The following is a 16,095-nucleotide window of genomic DNA, read 5'->3' on the forward strand; positions in this document are numbered from 1 at the left end:
GGTCTCCGGACCTCAGTCCCGGGCCAGGAAGGCGGTGACGCTCTCTGCGAGGGCGCGGTGGGCGTCGGTGTCGCTGATCACGGCGGTGCCGTCGCCGGACTGGTCGCCGTAGGCGCCGAACTGGGCGTGGTTCATGCCCTCGATCTCCACCAGTTCCGCGTTCGGGGGCAGGTACGCCCGGTGCTCGTCGATCGCCGCCGGGTCGGACAGGCCGTCCTCGCTGCCGGAGACCGACAGCACCCGCAGGTCGGAGCGGTCGGCCAGGCCTGCGCCCTCGGTGGCGTAGGAGCCCCACAGCACCAGTCCGGCCAGCGGCAGGTCCGGGTCGCCGCCGCCGTGGGAGGCTGCCATGGCCCCGCCCAGGGAGTGCCCGCCCAGGTACCAGCGGTCCACGCCGCCGCCGTGGGCGGCCGCCGCCTCGTCGGCGCGGCCGGGGGCCAGGACCGCGAAGTTGAGGGGCATCCGCGGGATGACCACGGTGACCCCGGCGTCCCGGACGATCGGCGCCCAGGGTGCGGCGTAGGCCTCGGCCTCCACGCGGGCGCCGGGGTAGAAGACCACGCCGGTGCCGTCGCCGCCGTCGGCGGGGGCGAGGACGACGGCGTCGTCGGCGATCTCGACGCGCACCCCGGGCAGGGCGAGGGCCTCGCCCAGGGGTGCGGGCTCGGCGCGGTAGGCGTTGAGCCCCCAGGCGGCGAACGCCCCGACCGCGGCGGCGAGCAGGGCCAGGACGACCGCCGCCGCGATGAGCGCCCGGCGGAGCGCGGTGCCGCGTGCGGGGCTCACCGGGGCGTTCCGGTCGCGGGAAGAAGCGGGGAAGCGGTTGCTGCCCGTGATCGAGGTATCGCTTTTCGTGGATTTCTCACGGAATCCAAGATACTTTCTTGTTGGGACTTCCGGTGACGGCACCCGCCGCACCGGCGCGCACCACGACTCGGGGGGTCGACCATGGGAGCCACCGCGCACCGCGACGCACGCACCACGCCTTCCCTGCCCGCGCAGGCCGCGGCCCTGGCGGTCCTGCTCGCCCTGGCCTTCGGCAGCGCCCTGATCGGGGTGCTGGCCAGCCCCGACACCGCGGGCGAGTACGCGCGCCTGACACGGCCGGACTGGGCCCCGACACCGTCCGTGTTCGGCCCGGTGTGGACCGTGCTGTACGCCCTGATCGCGCTGTCGGGGTGGCTGGTGTGGCGGCGCGGGGGCCTGCGCGGCACCGCCCTGGCGCTCTTCGCCGGGCAGCTGGTCCTCAACGCCCTGTGGACGCCGCTGTTCTTCGCCGCCGGGATGCGCGGCACGGCACTGGTGGACATCGTGCTGCTGCTGGCTCTGATCACCGCGACCGCCGCGGTCTTCCTCCGCACCTCGCGCACCGCCGCCCTGCTCCTGGTGCCCTACTGGGCGTGGGTGGCCTTCGCCACCGCGCTCAACGCGGCGGTCTGGTGGCTCAACCGCGGAGCGTGACGCCGGGGGGCGGGGCCGGCGGCCCCGCCCCCCGGGTTCAGCGGGAGTCGCCGGCGGCGGGCAGCGGCGCGTCCGCCCGCGCGCCCGCCTCCGCACCGGACCGGCGCGGGAGCGGCTCCCCCGCGCCCTCGGCCGGTGCCAGCGCGAGCAGTACCGGGACCAGGAAGATGAGCGCCAGTCCGGCCCAGCCCGCGCCGGACAGCGCCTCCCCCACCACCAGGACCGCCAGGACCGCCGCGACCCCCGGTTCGCTCAGCGTCACCGTCGTGGCCGTGCTCGCCGGGACCCGGGTCAGCCCGAACCCGAAGAGGAGATAGCCCAGGAACATGGGCACCAGCGCCATGTACGCGGCCACCGCGAAGGCCTCCGGGGAGGCGACCAGGGGGGCGCCGGTGACCGCGAGCACCGGCATCAGCAGCAGGCCGCCCGCACCGAAGACGGCGCCCATGGACGCCGCCCGGCCGACGCCGCGGCCCATGAGGGTGTGGACCGCCCACGAGTACGCGGCGTAGGCGGCGCCCGCCACCAGCCCGAGCACGACGCCGGCCGCCGTCCCGCCGGGCGGACCGGCGGGTCCGGCCGTCGTGGACACGCACAGCAGCACACCGCCCAGGATGCCCAGCAGCGCGGTCGGCACCCACCACCGGCTCAGCGGCCTGCGCTGGACCACCAGCTCCAGCAGCCCGGAGGCCAGAGGCGCCGACGCCAGGGACACCACGGTGCCCACCGCCACCCCCGCCAGGTGCATCGACCCGTAGAACGCCAGGGGGTAGACGCCCACGGAGAGGGCTCCCACCGCCACCAGGGGCAGGTTCTCCCGCAGCCGGGGACGGGCCGCCGCGAGCGCGGGCAGGGCGACCAGCGCCTGGAGCAGCCCGCCGACGCCCAGCGCGGCCGAGCCGATGGCCAGGGGTCCGGCCTGCGGTGCGAAGGTGGCCGCCGTACCGGTGGTACCCCACAGGACCGAGGCCAGGGTGATCGCCGCCACGCCCGCCGCGCGGTGGCGGCTCACAGCGCGTCCACCAGGGCCGCGGCGATCCCGCGCGCCTCCAGGAGCCGGTCCGGCGCGCCCTCCAGCCCGGCCCGGGCCATGGACCCCTCCAGCAGGAACGAGCAGTGCCGGGCGGTGCGCGCCGCCGTGTCGGGGTCGGTGACCTTCTCCAGGTGCCCGGCCACGAGCGCCTCCACCTGCTCCTTGTGCTCGCGCACCCGCGCCCGGCCCGGGGCCCCGGCCGGGAGCTCGGCCGCGGCGTTGAGCAGCCCGCAGCCGCGGAACCCGTGCTCGTAGGCCGCCGAGGCGTGGTCGATGTAGGCGTCGAACACGGCGAGGACCCCGTCCCGGGGGGTGGCGGCCCCCTCCGCGCGGCGCCGGTAGAGGTCGAGCCACTCCCGGTGCCGCTCCTGGAGGTAGGCCAGCGTCAGCTCCTCCTTGGAGGAGAAGTTGTTGTACAGGCTCATCTTGGCCACGCCCGCCTCGGCGGTGATCGTGTCGATGCCCGTCGCGGTCATGCCGTGGGCGTAGAAGAGCCGCGAGGCGGCCCCGAGCAGTCTGGCGCGGGCCGATCCCGCGCGGGGCCGGCCGGCCCCGGTGTCCGTCATCACTTGCCTCCGGCGGTCGACTGGGTAGACCAGTCTACCCAGAACCGGACGGCGCCCGGCCACGCGCCCTCCCCGCGCCGGTCCGGCCGGGTCGGTGGGCGACACCGGCGCGGACCGCTGCCAGACTGGGCGGCGCAGCGCGACGACGACCGACCCGGGGAGCCCACGGTGGAACGCGACCACGACCTCGTCCTGTTCGGCGCGACCGGGTACACCGGCGCGCTGACCGCCGCCTACCTGGCCGGGCACGTACCCGCCGGGACCCGGTGGGCGCTGGCCGGGCGCAACCGGGACAAGCTCGCCGGGCTGCGCGAACGGCTGGCCGCGCAGGCCCCCGGGAGCCCCCTGCCCGACCTGCTGGTGGCCGACGCGGACGACCCGGGATCGCTGCGCGCCCTGGCCGCGTCGGCACGGGTGGTGGCCGGCACCGTCGGCCCCTACTCCGAGCGCGGCGGGCCGCTGGTGGCCGCCTGCGCCGCCGAGGGCACCGACTACCTCGACCTGTGCGGGGAGCCGGAGTTCGTGGACCGCATGTACCTGGAGCACCACGCCACGGCCGTCGGGAGCGGGGCGCGGCTCGTGCACGCCTGCGGGTTCGACTCCGTCCCGCACGACCTGGGGGCGCGGTTCACCGTGCAGCAACTGCCCGAGGGGGTGCCGCTGCACGTCGAGGGGTTCGTGCGGGCCCGGGGGACCGCCTCCGGGGGCACCCTCCACTCGCTGATGGGGGCGTTCGCCGAACCCGGGAGGACCCTGGCCGCGGGCCGGGCGCGGCGCGCGGCGGAGCCGCGGCCCGCGGGACGGCGGGTGCGGGTCGACCGGCGGGGCGTGCCGCGCACCCGGCTGGCCCGGGGGTGGACACTGCCGCTGCCCTCCCTGGACCCGCAGGTGGTGGTGCGGTCGGCCGCCGCCTCGGAGCGGTACGGGCCGGACTTCACGTACGGGCACTACGCGGCGTTCCTGCACCCGACCAGCGCGGCCGCCGCGCTCGTGGGCGCCGGCGGGCTGCTGGCGGCGGCGCAGGTGCCCGCGCTGCGCGAGCGGCTGCTGGCGCTGCGCGCCCCCGGCGAGGGGCCCACGCCCGAGCAGCTGGCCGAGGGCTGGTTCACCGTGCACTTCGCGGGCCGGGGCGGCGGGCGCCGGGTGTACACGCGGGTGTCGGGGCCCGAGCCCGGGTACGCGGGGACGGCGGTCATGCTCGCCGAGTCGGCGCTGTGCCTGCTGCACGACGACCTGCCCGAGACCAGCGGCCAGGTGACCCCGGCGACGGCCATGGGCGACGCGCTCATCGGGCGGCTGCGGGCGGCCGGGTTCGGGTTCGAGGTGCTGGGCACCGCCGCGGACTGAGGCGAACCCGGGTGCGGGGGCCGCGGGGCGCACTCGTACTCTGGGGCGATGCCGAGCATCTACCTCATCCGCCACGGCAAGGCATCGCCGGAGGCGGAGGACTACGACGAGTTGAGTCCCACCGGATACGAGCAGGCGCGGCTGCTGGGCGCCGAGCTCAAGCGCCGGGGCCTGCCCCCGGGCCCCGTGCTGACGGGGTCGCTGCGCAGACAGCGCCAGACCGCGGCGACCGCGCTGGCCGAGGCCGGGATCGACGCCGAACCGGTGGTCGACGAGCGCTGGAACGAGTACGGGCACCTGGAGCTGCTGGCCCGGGACCCCCGCGCCGAGGGCTCCCTCCAGGAGCGGCTGGACGCCGGGCTGAGGGCGTGGATGGCCGCCGGGGGCGAGGGGCCGGGCAGCTGGGAGGGGTTCCGCGGCGGGGTGCTGGCCGCGCTGGAGGAGACGGCCGCCGGACTGGGCCGGGGCGGGACGGCACTGGTGTTCACGTCGGCGGGCGTGATCGCGACGGTGTGCGCGGCGCTGCTCCGGGCTCCCGCGCACGGGTTCCTGGAGCTGAACCGGATCGTGGTGAACGGGTCGGTCACCAAGGTGATGCACGGTCGCGGCGGCACCAGGCTGCTGTCGTTCAACGACCACGCGCACCTGGAACAGGGCGGGACGGAGCTGATGACCTTCCGCTGACGCCGGAACGGACGCGCACCCGTGCGCCCGGGGGAAACCGACCGGTCGGTACCCACAGGGCGCACGGGCACGGATCCGCGGCGGAACCGGACCGGGACCGCGGCGGGCGCGGCGGCCGGGCACGGCCCGGCCGCCGCCGGGGCTCAGCCCAGGGTGCCGCGCTCGGCGGCCCGGCCCAGGACCGCGCGCAGGGCCAGCTCGTAGCCGAGCACCCCGCACCCGGCGATGTACCCGGCCGCCACGGGGGCGGTGACCGAGGTGTGCCGGAACTCCTCGCGGGCGTACACGTTGGAGATGTGCACCTCCACCACCGGCGCCTCGATGGCGTCGACCGCGTCGCGCAGCGCGATGCTGTAGTGGGCGTAGGCGCCGGGGTTCATCACCACCCCGGCCCAGCCGCGGGCGGCGTGCAGCCGGTCGACCATCCCGCCCTCGCCGTTGCTCTGCGCGCAGACGACCTCCACGCCCAGCTCCCTGCCGAGTCCGGCCACCCGGTTCTCGACCTCGGCCAGGGTGGTGGTGCCGTACTGGGCGGGGTCGCGGGTGCCGAGCAGGTCGAGGTTGGGCCCGTTGAGCAGCAGGACGGTGCGGGACGGTTCGGCGGGAGTGGGCACGGCGTTCCTTGTCGTGGTGCGGGGTCGGATGTGCACGACCAGCGTAGGACCCGGCCCCGGTGGCCCCCGCCACGGGCGGGGTGCACCGGAGGGGTACCATACCGACCAGTCGGTCAATCACTTCGAGGAGGCGACCCCGTGGCGTCCACCCTGCTGTCCGCCCGAGACCTGCGATTCCTGCTCTACGAGTGGCTCGACGCGGAGGCGCTCACCCGGCGCCCCCACTACGCCGACCACTCCCGCGAGACCCTCGACGGCGCCCTGGAGCTGGCCGAGCGCGTCGCCACCGACCACTTCGCCCCGCACAACAAGGCCAACGACGCCGGCGAGCCCCGGTTCGACGGCGAGCGCGTCCACGTCATCCCCGAGGTCGGGAAGGCCCTGGAGGTCATGGCCGAGACCGGCCTCAACGCGGTCGGGCTGCCCGCCTCCGTCGGCGGCGGCCAGATCCCGCAGGTGGTGGCCAGCGCGTGCAGCGCCTGGTTCCAGGCCGCCAACCTGGGCACCTCCGCCTACCCCTTCCTCGCCATGGGCAACGCCCGGCTGCTGCTCGCCCACGGCACCCCCGAGCAGGTCGACACCTACGTGCGGCCCATGGTGGAGGGCCGGTTCACGGGCACCATGTGCCTGTCCGAGCCGCAGGCGGGCAGCTCCCTGGCCGACATCACCACCCGCGCCGAGGACGCCGGGGACGGCACCCACCGGCTGTTCGGCAACAAGATGTGGATCTCCGCGGGCGACCACGAGCTCACCGAGAACATCGTCCACCTGGTGCTGGCCAAGATCCCCGGCGGCCCGCCCGGGGTCAAGGGCATCTCGCTGTTCATCGTGCCCAAGTACCTGGTGGGCCCGGACGGGACCGTCGGCGAGCGCAACGACGTCGTGCCCGCGGGCCTCAACCACAAGATGGGCTACCGCGGCACCGTCAACGCCCTGCTCAACTTCGGCGAGGGGCGGTACACCCCCGGCGGGCGGCCCGGCGCGGTCGGGTACCTGGTCGGCGAGCCCCACCAGGGGCTGCGGTACATGTTCCACATGATGAACGGCGCCCGGATCGGCGTGGGCGCGGGCGCCACCGCCGTCGGCTACACCGGGTACCTGAAGTCGCTGGCGTACGCGCGCGAGCGCCTCCAGGGGCGCCCGCTCGGCGACAAGGACCCCTCCCGGCCGCCGGTGCCGATCATCGAGCACACCGACGTGCGGCGGATGCTGCTGGCGCAGAAGAGCTACGTGGAGGGGGCGATGGCCCTGGTCCTGTACTGCGCCCGGCTGGTGGACGAGGCCGCCACCGCCGACGACGAGGCGGCGCGCGTGCGCGCCGACGCGCTGCTGGACGTGCTCACCCCGATCGTCAAGAGCTGGCCCTCGCAGTGGTGCCTGGAGGCCAACAGCCTGGCGATCCAGGTGCACGGCGGGTACGGGTACACGCGCGAGTACGACGTGGAGCAGCACTACCGGGACAACCGGCTCAACGCGATCCACGAGGGCACCCACGGCATCCAGGCACTGGACCTGCTGGGCCGCAAGGCGGTGCAGGACGGCGGGGCCGGGCTGGGGCTGCTGGTGGAGACCGCGCGCGCCACCGTGGAGCGGGCCCGCGGCCTGGGCGGGGCGGAGGCCGGGTTCGCCGAGCAGCTGGACGCCGCCCTGGAACGGGTCGTGAAGACCACCGCGGAGGCCTGGGCCGGGGGCGACCCGGCCGAGGCGCTGGCCAACGCCACCCCCTACATGGAGGCGGTCGGGCACGTGGTGGTGGCGTGGATGTGGCTGGAGCAGCTGGTGGCCGTGCACGGCCGGGAGGATGTCGGGGAGGAGGCGTTCTACGCGGGCAAGCGGGCGGCGGCCGCGTACTTCTTCCGGCACGAGCTGCCGCGCACCGGGCCGCAGTTCGACCTGGTCGCCTCCCGCGACCGCACCGTCCTGGACACCCCGCCCGACGTCCTCTGACCGCCCGCCCGCGGGGCCGGCCGGGCCCCGGGGCGGCTTCCGGGCCGCGCCGCCGGAAGCCGCCCCGGGGCACCGCGGCCCGGGCCGGGACGTGCTCCGCCGTTGCGCCGCGGCGGGGCGCGTCCCCTCCCGGGCCGCGCCGGTCGGGCGACGTGCTCGGCTCGGGCACCTGCGGCAACGGCGGCTGCACGGCGGAGCCGTGGGGTCGGCACGGGCGGCGCGGGCCCGCTCCGCTGCGCCCCGGGGACATGGTGGCCCCGACGGTGGAGGACATCGGATCGGTGTCCGACACGGTCGTCCCGGAGCGGGAGCCGGCGCCCGCGCCCCGGGCGCACAGGAGGCCCCGCGACCGCCCCTGAGACCGGTGCCGGGGCGCTCCGCCCGGCGGCGCGTCGCGGCACCGGCCGCGAGGAGGAGGGCGGCCGCCCCTCGGGAGCGGCCCGGCCCGGCACCGGAACCCGCGATCGGGCCCACCGGGCGTCCCACCGTGCGGGGGACACGGTCACCTCACCCGGCACAGGGGCCCGTCCGCCGTAGCGGCGGCCCCGGCTGACACGGCGGCCCCGGGAGCCCGGCGGCGGGACCCGGCGGCCGCCCGCCGGAGGCCCCGGGCGTTTCCCGGCCCGTTTCCGGGGCATCCGCACGGGGTAGCGGTGCGGCACCGACGACCGGAGGGACGGGGATGAGCGCTGCCGATGCGGGGTTCCTGGTCCTGGGGTCGCTCATCGTCCTGCTGGTCGCGGGCGACGCGATCGTCACCATCCTGCACTCCGACCTCACCGGCCCGCTCGCCAAGGGCGTGCAGCACGCCGTCTGGCGCGTCCTCCTCCTGGCCGCCCGGCGGATCCGGAGGGGCCGCAGGGCACTGCTGGCGTCCGCGGCCCCGGTCCTGGTGGTCGCCACCCTCGGCATGTGGGTCTGCACGATGGTGCTCGGCTTCTCCCTGGTCTTCTACGCCGGGGGCGACGGCTACCTGATCGACGGGCGGCCGGGCTCGCTCACCTTCGACGACGCCCTCTACTACGCCGGCGGAACGGTGGCGATCCTCGGCTTCGGCGACATCACCCCGCAGGACACCCTCCAGCGCATGCTCTCGTCCGCGGCGGCCGCGATGGGCTTCGCCCTGTTCACCGGGACGGTCACCTACCTGATCGAGCTGACGGAGAGCATCGGGGAGCGTCACCGGCTGACCTCGATGGCGTACACCGAGAGCGAGGAGGCCGGCCGGGGATCAGCGCTCGTGCGGGCGGCGCTGGACATCGAGGACCCCGTCCACCTGCGCGACCGCGTCGAGGCGCTGACCTCCCACGTGCACGACCTGCGCGACCGCATCCACCGCTACACGGTCGTGGTCCTGCTGCACCGGTCCAGGGACCCGGTCTACGACCTGGAACCGGCCCTGCAGATCTGCGCGGAGGTCGCCGCCGCCGGGCACCTCACCACCTCCTCGGGCGCCTGGCGCACCGCGGCTCCGGCCGTGCGGCACCTCGACCGGGCCCTGGGCCGGCTGGCGGACACCACGGCCGCGGCGCACCTGGGCCGCCGCGCGGGCGAGGAGATCGCCCGCGCGGAGCCGGGCGCGGCCGAGCGGGAACGGCTCGAGGTGCTGCGCTCCGACCTCGGTGCCGGCGGGGAGGGACGCGAGGGCGAGGAGGCCGCACTGGCGGTCCTCGCCCGCACCGGGCGCTTCCTGGAGGAGCTGGACCGGCTCACGGCCTGGCGGTCCGCCGGGCGGTCCGCCGACCCCCGGTGAGCGGCCGGTCCCGGGAGCCCGGGACCGGCCCGGAGACGCTAGGCCGGGCGCAGCCGACCCGGTTCGGGGACCTCCAGGGTGAGGACGTGCCCCAGGTCCGCCCCCTCGTATCCGAAGTCCGCGCAGGCCACCCGCATCCGGTCCGGCCCCACCTCAACGATCCGCGCGGTGACCGGCTCGGCCCGCCCGGGGAGCTCCAGCAGCCAGGGGTCGGCCAGGTGGGCGAGCCCGCGGGCGTCGAGGGCGGCCCGGGCGTCGGCCTCGGCGCCCGGTCCCCCCACCGGGTGGCCGAACGGGGTCATCGGGGTACAGGCCCCTCCCCCGCCGGGGCGAGGTAGCCCAGGACCTCACCGTCCTCCTCCCGGCGGTGCGGTGTCCACTCGGGCGGGATCACGCCTCCTCCCCGCGGGTGTCGAGGCGGGCCAGGGCGTAGGCGGCCATGGCCTCGCACTGGTAGTCGGCCAGCCCCGGCGCGACCGCCTCGTACACCTCCCGCCAGGGCCCCTCCTCGGCGTACACCCGGCCCAGGTGGATGAAGGCGTCGGCGTCGGGCGTCCACATGCGGGTGATCCCCAGGTAGTGCTCGTGCACCTCCGCCTGCACCGCCGGGTCGTCGACCGGACGCCCCGCCGCCAGGTGGGCGGCCATCCGCTCCAGCTGGGCGGCCAGCCCGGCCCTGTCCGCCTCCCAGGCGGCGGGGTCGCGCCCGGCGGCGGCCCGGCCCGCCTGCCGCCACGCCTCGGGCCACTGCGTGCGGGCACGCTCGGTGTAGGCGGCGGTGTCGAATCCGGCGAAGAGCGTCTCGGGGTCGAGGGCGCCCATGGTCCCCTCCTCCTCCAGTGCGTCCAGGGTGCGGCGCACGGTGGTGACGAGGGTGTCGATGCGGTCGCGCTCGGCCAGCAGGTCGCGCAGGTGGGTGCGCAGAGCCCCGGCGGGGTCGCGGTCGGCGTCGAGCACGGCGGCGATGCCGGCCAGGGACAGCCCGAGCCCCCGCATGAGCAGGATGCGCTGGAGCCTCAGCAGCTCGGCTCGGCCGTAGTGGCGCACCCCGCCGGGGCCCACCCGGGCGGGCCGCAGCAGCCCGATGCGGTGGTAGTACCGCAGGGTGCGCGAGCTGACGCCGGTCATCCGGCACACCTGTCCGCTGGACCAGGACGGCATGACCGCTCCCCTCGTCGGACCGGTCCTTCCGGTCCGGTGGCCACGCTAGGCGTTGACCTCGCGTCAACCGCAACCCCGTGGGGCGGGGCCGGCCCTCGGTCCCGCCGAGCGGTCCGGTGGGCACGGGCACGGGGCCCGCCGCACCGTGCCGCCGTCCGCTCCCCGCGCCGCCGCTCCCCCGCCGGGCGCCTCCGGGTACGGCGCCGCCCCACGGCGGGGGTGTCCCGCGCGGCCCGGGCCCGCGGGGCGGTTCAGCGGGGTGGTCCCGGGCGGCGGCGCCCGAACCGGCGCGGCCCCCCGCCCGGCCCGCGCGTCCCCGGCCCCCACCGTCCGAAGCGGTCCCACTCCGGGCGCCAGCGGGGCCGCCAGCGCAGCCACGGCAGCCACGGAACCCCCGGCGGCGGCGGGATCCGCGGGTCCTCCAGGCCGCCCTGGAGCACCTCCTCCACCTCCTCGAACCGGATCCCCGCGAACAGCATGATGTCGGTGGCCACCATCTCCACCGCCAGGTGGGTGGCCTGGGTGACCTGGTCGTCCTCGGGCCGCCCCGGCCCGTACATGCGGGCGGTCATCAGCGCCTGCTCCACCGCCTGCTCGCGGGCCTCCCGGCTGCTGAGGTCGTCGGCCAGGGTGGCCAGCACGTCGGCCATACCGAAGACGATCGGCACCAGCTCTCGGCGTTCGTGGGCGCCCATGGCGGCGGTGCTGCGGCACAGGAACAGGCAGCTCTCCGCCAGCAGGATGAGGCGTTCGATGATCTCGTCCTCGTCCAGGACCGGCTGCGGGTCGCCCCAGCGGATCGTGGACAGCCGGATGGTGGTCATGCTGCTCTCCCGTGCACGGCTCAGCTCCGCCATCGGCCTGCTGAGGTCGCCGAGCCGGTTCACCATCTGCTGGCTGGAGACGTCGCCCTCCTCGTCCAGGGCCCGGGCCACCCCCGCGAGCATGCCCGACATCTCGGTGAGGGCGTCCACCTCGATGCGGCGCAGCAGGGCCACCAGCCGGGCGGGGAACAGCAGCTGGCTGAACACCAGGGCGACCCCCGCCCCGAGGAGTGCGTCGACGAGCCGGTCGATGCCGGGGCTGCCGTCGGAGATGAAGATGGTGGTGAGGATGGCGCTGGCCCCGGCCTGCCCGATGACGATGCGCTGGGCGTTGACGGCCACGGCGACGAGCATGGCCAGCAGGGTGCCCAGGGCCATGGTGAGGGTCTGGTCCAGCACGGGCACCAGGGCGAGTTCGCCCGCGCCGATGCCGATGAACACACCGGTGAGCAGTTTGAGGGCGTTGGATCCGCGTTCGCCGCCGGAGGCGTTGAGGGCGATGACGGCGGCGATGGGCGCGAAGAACGGGCTGTGGTCCTGGATGAGGCCGCCCGCGACGGTCCAGGCGATCACCGCGGCGAGGACGGCCTGCACCATCGACCAGGTGTGCGCGGTGAGGCGGTCGCCCACCACCTCCGCGGTCTCCCCGATCCGCCGCCGCAGGTCGCGGACGCGCACCCGAAGCCCAGCCATGGACCACCTCTCCTCACCTCGCCGGAGTCCGGACGCGTGGCGGGGGGTGCGCGTGCTCGCGGTTCCATTCATAGCGGTACGGGCGGGGAGAGTGCGGGTTCTGCGTGGTCGGCGCGTTTCGCGCGGGGGCGTACCGGGACCGGACCCACCAGGGGACACCAGAGTGGCCAAAAGCGACCAAAGGCCCACGGAGCGAACTTCGGGACACCTCTTGCCGGTCGGCGTCAGACGGTGCGGTGGACGACGGGAGACACCGGCGGGCGCATCGAACACGGATTCGGATCGCCCCTTTCGCGGCCGGGACCGGGCACCGGCCCGGCGCCCGGTCCCGGCCGGGCGCGCGGGTCCGACCCGCTGGGCGCGGCGGCGGACGCCCCGCGGGTGGATGCGGTCGGTCCGCAATCGGTCGCCCCCTCCCTGAGAACGGGTCCGGACCGTCATGATCGGCCTGTCCCCGCCACGGAAACGGAGAGGAATCCCCGTTGCGCGCCCATGACGCCGACACCACCGCCGACCACGGCACGGAGAACGACGCGGACGGCGACACCACCGCCGACCCGCCGACGTCCTCCCCCGGAAACGCCGACGTCCCCGGCCGGAAGGAGAAGGGGGAGGCGCGGGGGTCCGGTGACGAGGACTCCGACGACGACCCCGAGGCCCTCGCCTCCTACCGGCACCGGATGCTCGACGACCGGGCCCGCGAGGCCACCTGGTGGGCGATGGCCCGCCGGATGCCCGTCCTGGTCGCCCGCGCCCTGGCCACGGGGTGGCGGGCCGGGCCCGGTGACCTGGCCGCCACCGCCGTGTTCGGGCTGGGGATGGGCGCGGCCACCGCCTGGGCCCTGGTGGCGACCAACGCCGTCCTGGAGGAGGTGTTCGCGGCCGCCCCCACCCCCGACCGGGTGCAGGCGGCCCTGCCCTCCCTGCTCCTGCTGGCCGCGGCGCTGGTCGTCCGCGGCGGCTGCGGGGCGCTCGCCGGGCGCGCCCAGGCCCGGCTGGAACCCCGGGTGGTGCTGGCCGCCGAGCGGCGCTTCAACGAGGCGGTCACCGGGGTGGAGGTGGCCGCGTTCGACGACAGCGCGTTCAACGACCACGTGTTCCGCGGGTACGCGACCGGCTGCGACCAGACGGGTGTGCTGGTCCGCAGCAGCGTGGACGTGCTCACCGGCCTGGTGGGGATCGCGGCGGCCGCGGGCGTGCTGGGTGCACTGCACCCGGTGCTGCTCCCGCTGATCCTGGTGGCGATGGTCCCGCAGTGGTGGAGTTCGGCGGCCTCGGCCCGGCTGCGGTACCGGCTGACGCTCAGGCTCACCGGGATCATGCGCCGCAAGTTCATGCTCCAGCAGCTGATGATCGACCGGCGCACCGCAGCCGAGCTGCGCTCCTACACGATGGGTCCGCGGCTGCGCGCCGAGTTCGACCGGTTCGCCGACCGGGAGCTGCAGGCCCGGCTGCGGCTGGCCACGCGGATGGCGCTCATCCGGGTGGCGGGCGGGGCCCTGGGCGGGGCGGCCACGGCCGTGGTGTTCACGGCGCTGGGGGTGCTGCTGGTCCAGGGGGTGGTGCCGATCGCGGCGGCCGGCGCGGCGGTGGTGGCGGTGCGGGTCGCGCAGGGGGCGCTGGGCACCGTCCTGTCCTCGGTGAACCAGGTGTACGAGGCGGGGCTGTACGTCGCCGACCTGGCGGAGCTGGAGGAGACCGCCCGGGCCCGCACCCCCCGCCCGGGGCCGGCGCCCGCACCGGACGGGTTCGGGGAGATCCGGCTGGAGGGCGTGACGTTCTCCTACCCGCGGGCGGCCGGCGAGGACGGGGGCGGCGACCCGGGCCCGGCGCTGTCGGAGGTGGACCTGGTGCTGCCCCGGGGGCGGACGGTGGCGCTGGTCGGGGAGAACGGGTCGGGCAAGAGCACCCTGGCCAAGCTGCTGTCGGGACTGTACGCGCCCGACTCCGGACGGGTGTGCTGGGACGGGACCGACCTGGCGGGAGTGGACGCCGACGACCTGCGCTCGCGGATCGCGGTGATCGCCCAGGACCACACGCACTGGCCGATGACGGCGCGCGGCAACGTGGTGATGAGCGGCCCGGAGGGCGACGCGGAGCGGTTGGCGCGGGCGGCGGCGGCCTCGCACGCGGACACGGTGGTGGCCGGCCTGCCGCTGGGGTGGGAGACGCTGCTGGACAAGCGGTTCGCGCACGGGCACGAGCCCTCGGGCGGGCAGTGGCAGCGGCTGGCGGCGGCGCGGGGGTTCCACCGGGGCGACGACGGGGCGGCGGTGCCGCTGCTGATCGCGGACGAGCCGACCTCGGCGCTGGACGCCCGGGCCGAGCACCGGTTCTTCGCCTCGCTGCACGCGCACGCGGGGCGGACGGGGGCGACGGTGGTGCTCATCACGCACCGGCTGGCGTCGGTGCGGATGGCCGACCTGATCGTGGTGCTGGAGCGGGGGCGGATCGTCGCCCGCGGGACGCACGGCGAGCTGATGGGGCAGGGGGGCGTGTACCGGGAGCTGTGGGACCTCCAGGCGCAGGCCTACCGGGAGCACGCCGGGGAGTCCGACCGCGCGGACTGACCCGGTGTCCGGGGCCGGGAGGGCCCGCGGGCCGGGGACCCCGGGACCGGAGGTGCCCGGCGGGGCGGGGGTGTTCTGGGGCGGGGTGCCCTGGGGGCAGGGGTGCCCGGGGCCGTGGGGGACCGGGAGCAGCGCGGTGGGACGGGTCGGCGACCCGGGCGGCGCTCCGCCGTCCGGGCCCCGCCGACCGGGGCCCGCCGACCGGGACCGTGCGCCCCGCCGTGCCCGCGGCGGAGGCGGTCCGGCCCCCTGCCGACCGGCCGCGCGGCACCCGCCGGGTCCCCGGGCACGGGTCCCCGGGCGTCCGCCGTCGGATCCGTCCTCGCCCCGGCCCGCGCCGGGCCCGCCAGCCGCGCGTTCCGCTCCGGACCGGAACCCGGCGCGGCGGCACCGCCCGGGAACCGGCGGCCGCGCGGCGCCCTCCGCACCCTCCGCCCCAGGACGGATGCCCGCCCTGCGATCCGCTCCCGACAGGCATCCGGTGCGGCGGCACCACCCGGCGACCGGCGACCGCGCGGCACCCTCCGCGCGGTCCGCCCCGGTCCGGGCACTGTTTGGCCGGGTCGGGTACCGGGTAGCCGCGTCCCTACACCGCGACTCAGCAGGACACGGGAGGGAGTGAGGGTCGATGCAGCACAGGAACGCACCCCCGATCGAGGGCTACGAGGGCATGCCGGTCGGTACGCTCCAGCACCGCATCAGGTCCCTGGACGCCGAGCAGGTGCGCGAGCTCATCGGCTACGAGGAGGAGCACGCCCACCGGACCGCGGTCCTGGAGCTGCTCCGCCACCGGCTGCAGTCCCTGGAGGACGGCGCGGAGCCCTCGTCCGGCTCCCAGGACTTCCAGCCCGAGCGGCCCGGGCCGCCCTCGGGCGGCTCCCCGGTGGGCACCGACACGCAGGCGCCGGTGACCAACCCGCCGCCGCACGGGGTCCCGTCCCAGCCGACCAAGCCACGCGGGGGCCGGCGGCCGAGCGGGTGAGCGCCCCAGGGTCAAGCCGCTCCGAGAGGAGGAGGACCGTGCAGCACGACGCTTTCATCGGTCAGGTCCAGGCCCGGGCGCAACTGCACAGCCGAGGCGCCGCCGAGGAGGCGACCCGGGCGACGCTGGAGACCCTCGCCGAACGGATCGACCCCGGCCTCGGCGAGGGACTGGCCGCCCAGCTGCCGCGCGGGATCGGCGAGAACATCCACCGGGTGACCAAGGAGACCGGGCTGGGCCCGGGCGCGGAGGACTTCGACCTCGAGGAGTTCCTCAGCCGGGTGGCGCAGCGCTCGCACAGCGACACGGCGCACGCCTCGCACAGCGCCCGCGCCGTGTTCGAGGTGCTGGAGGACGCCACCACGGGGGACGTCATGGACCGCGTCCGGCGGTCCCTGCCCGAGGACCTGCGGGAGTTCGCACCGTAGGGGACGACCGGCCGCGCGGGGTGCGCGGACAC

General features: G+C 76.4%; 15 protein-coding genes. 8 read left to right on the top strand and 7 right to left on the bottom strand.

Features of this window, described 5'->3' with window-relative positions:
- Positions 1 to 12 precede the first annotated feature (12 nt).
- On the bottom strand, positions 13 to 786 hold the full coding sequence (locus ACSUPR_RS04780; RefSeq protein ID WP_436889700.1) for an alpha/beta hydrolase: 774 nt from the start codon (positions 784 to 786) through the stop codon (positions 13 to 15).
- A 162-nt stretch (positions 787 to 948) separates the two neighbouring features.
- Here ACSUPR_RS04780 and ACSUPR_RS04785 point away from each other — a divergent pair, with 162 nt between their 5' ends.
- Positions 949 to 1,461: a TspO/MBR family protein gene (locus ACSUPR_RS04785; RefSeq protein WP_436889701.1), complete on the top strand. Its 513-nt coding sequence runs from the start codon at positions 949 to 951 to the stop codon at positions 1,459 to 1,461.
- 37 nt (positions 1,462 to 1,498) lie between these two features.
- Here the strand turns inward: ACSUPR_RS04785 and ACSUPR_RS04790 are convergent, their stop codons facing one another.
- Together ACSUPR_RS04790 and ACSUPR_RS04795 are read right to left on the bottom strand one after the other, a co-directional pair.
- A complete protein-coding gene (locus ACSUPR_RS04790) occupies positions 1,499 to 2,473 on the bottom strand; it encodes an EamA family transporter (RefSeq protein ID WP_436889702.1) in 975 nt (324 codons plus the stop codon).
- The gene (locus ACSUPR_RS04795) at positions 2,470 to 3,060 is read right to left on the bottom strand and encodes a TetR/AcrR family transcriptional regulator (RefSeq protein ID WP_436889703.1); all 591 of its coding nucleotides are present in this window, start codon (positions 3,058 to 3,060) and stop codon (positions 2,470 to 2,472) included. The genes ACSUPR_RS04790 and ACSUPR_RS04795 overlap by 4 nt, the downstream gene beginning before the upstream one ends.
- Before the next feature lie 168 nt (positions 3,061 to 3,228).
- Between ACSUPR_RS04795 and ACSUPR_RS04800 the strand changes: the two genes are divergently transcribed.
- Positions 3,229 to 4,407, top strand: a complete 1,179-nt coding sequence (locus ACSUPR_RS04800; RefSeq protein WP_436889704.1) for a saccharopine dehydrogenase family protein — start codon at positions 3,229 to 3,231, stop codon at positions 4,405 to 4,407.
- A gap of 48 nt (positions 4,408 to 4,455) precedes the next feature.
- Complete coding sequence (locus ACSUPR_RS04805) at positions 4,456 to 5,091, top strand: histidine phosphatase family protein (RefSeq protein WP_436889705.1); 636 nt, start codon at positions 4,456 to 4,458, stop codon at positions 5,089 to 5,091.
- A gap of 143 nt (positions 5,092 to 5,234) precedes the next feature.
- Here the strand turns inward: ACSUPR_RS04805 and aroQ are convergent, their stop codons facing one another.
- Entirely contained in the window at positions 5,235 to 5,705 is a 471-nt protein-coding gene (gene aroQ / locus ACSUPR_RS04810) for a type II 3-dehydroquinate dehydratase (protein WP_436889706.1), read from the bottom strand.
- Between the two features lie 138 nt (positions 5,706 to 5,843).
- On the opposite strand from aroQ, the gene ACSUPR_RS04815 reads away from it, so the two are divergent.
- Entirely contained in the window at positions 5,844 to 7,652 is a 1,809-nt protein-coding gene (locus ACSUPR_RS04815) for an acyl-CoA dehydrogenase (RefSeq protein ID WP_436889707.1), read from the top strand.
- Between the two features lie 682 nt (positions 7,653 to 8,334).
- Positions 8,335 to 9,405, top strand: coding sequence for a potassium channel family protein (locus tag ACSUPR_RS04820; RefSeq protein ID WP_436889708.1), 1,071 nt, complete (start codon positions 8,335 to 8,337; stop codon positions 9,403 to 9,405).
- Positions 9,406 to 9,443: 38 nt separating this feature from the next.
- Here ACSUPR_RS04820 and ACSUPR_RS04825 read toward each other — a convergent pair whose 3' ends face one another.
- The 3 genes from ACSUPR_RS04825 to ACSUPR_RS04835 form a co-directional block, all read right to left on the bottom strand.
- Positions 9,444 to 9,707 (bottom strand): hypothetical protein, encoded by a 264-nt coding sequence (locus ACSUPR_RS04825; protein WP_436889709.1) that lies wholly within the window; start codon positions 9,705 to 9,707, stop codon positions 9,444 to 9,446.
- An 88-nt stretch (positions 9,708 to 9,795) separates the two neighbouring features.
- Positions 9,796 to 10,566, bottom strand: coding sequence for a MerR family transcriptional regulator (locus ACSUPR_RS04830; RefSeq protein ID WP_436889710.1), 771 nt, complete (start codon positions 10,564 to 10,566; stop codon positions 9,796 to 9,798).
- A gap of 251 nt (positions 10,567 to 10,817) precedes the next feature.
- Positions 10,818 to 12,083 carry an FUSC family protein gene (locus ACSUPR_RS04835; RefSeq protein WP_436889711.1) on the bottom strand — a complete coding sequence of 422 codons (1,266 nt, stop codon included), beginning with the start codon at positions 12,081 to 12,083 and terminating at the stop codon, positions 10,818 to 10,820.
- A gap of 482 nt (positions 12,084 to 12,565) precedes the next feature.
- Between ACSUPR_RS04835 and ACSUPR_RS04840 the strand changes: the two genes are divergently transcribed.
- The 3 genes from ACSUPR_RS04840 (at position 12,566) to ACSUPR_RS04850 (ending at position 16,063) form a co-directional block, all read left to right on the top strand.
- The gene (locus ACSUPR_RS04840) at positions 12,566 to 14,653 is read left to right on the top strand and encodes an ATP-binding cassette domain-containing protein (RefSeq protein WP_436889712.1); all 2,088 of its coding nucleotides are present in this window, start codon (positions 12,566 to 12,568) and stop codon (positions 14,651 to 14,653) included.
- A gap of 628 nt (positions 14,654 to 15,281) precedes the next feature.
- A complete protein-coding gene (locus tag ACSUPR_RS04845; protein ID WP_436889713.1) occupies positions 15,282 to 15,635 on the top strand; it encodes a hypothetical protein in 354 nt (117 codons plus the stop codon).
- 38 nt (positions 15,636 to 15,673) lie between these two features.
- A complete protein-coding gene (locus ACSUPR_RS04850) occupies positions 15,674 to 16,063 on the top strand; it encodes a DUF2267 domain-containing protein (protein WP_436889714.1) in 390 nt (129 codons plus the stop codon).
- Positions 16,064 to 16,095: the final 32 nt, after the last annotated feature.

Origin of the sequence: Nocardiopsis dassonvillei (genome assembly GCF_964273065.1) — a bacterium.
Classification (GTDB): Bacteria; Actinomycetota; Actinomycetes; order Streptosporangiales; family Streptosporangiaceae; genus Nocardiopsis; species Nocardiopsis dassonvillei_B.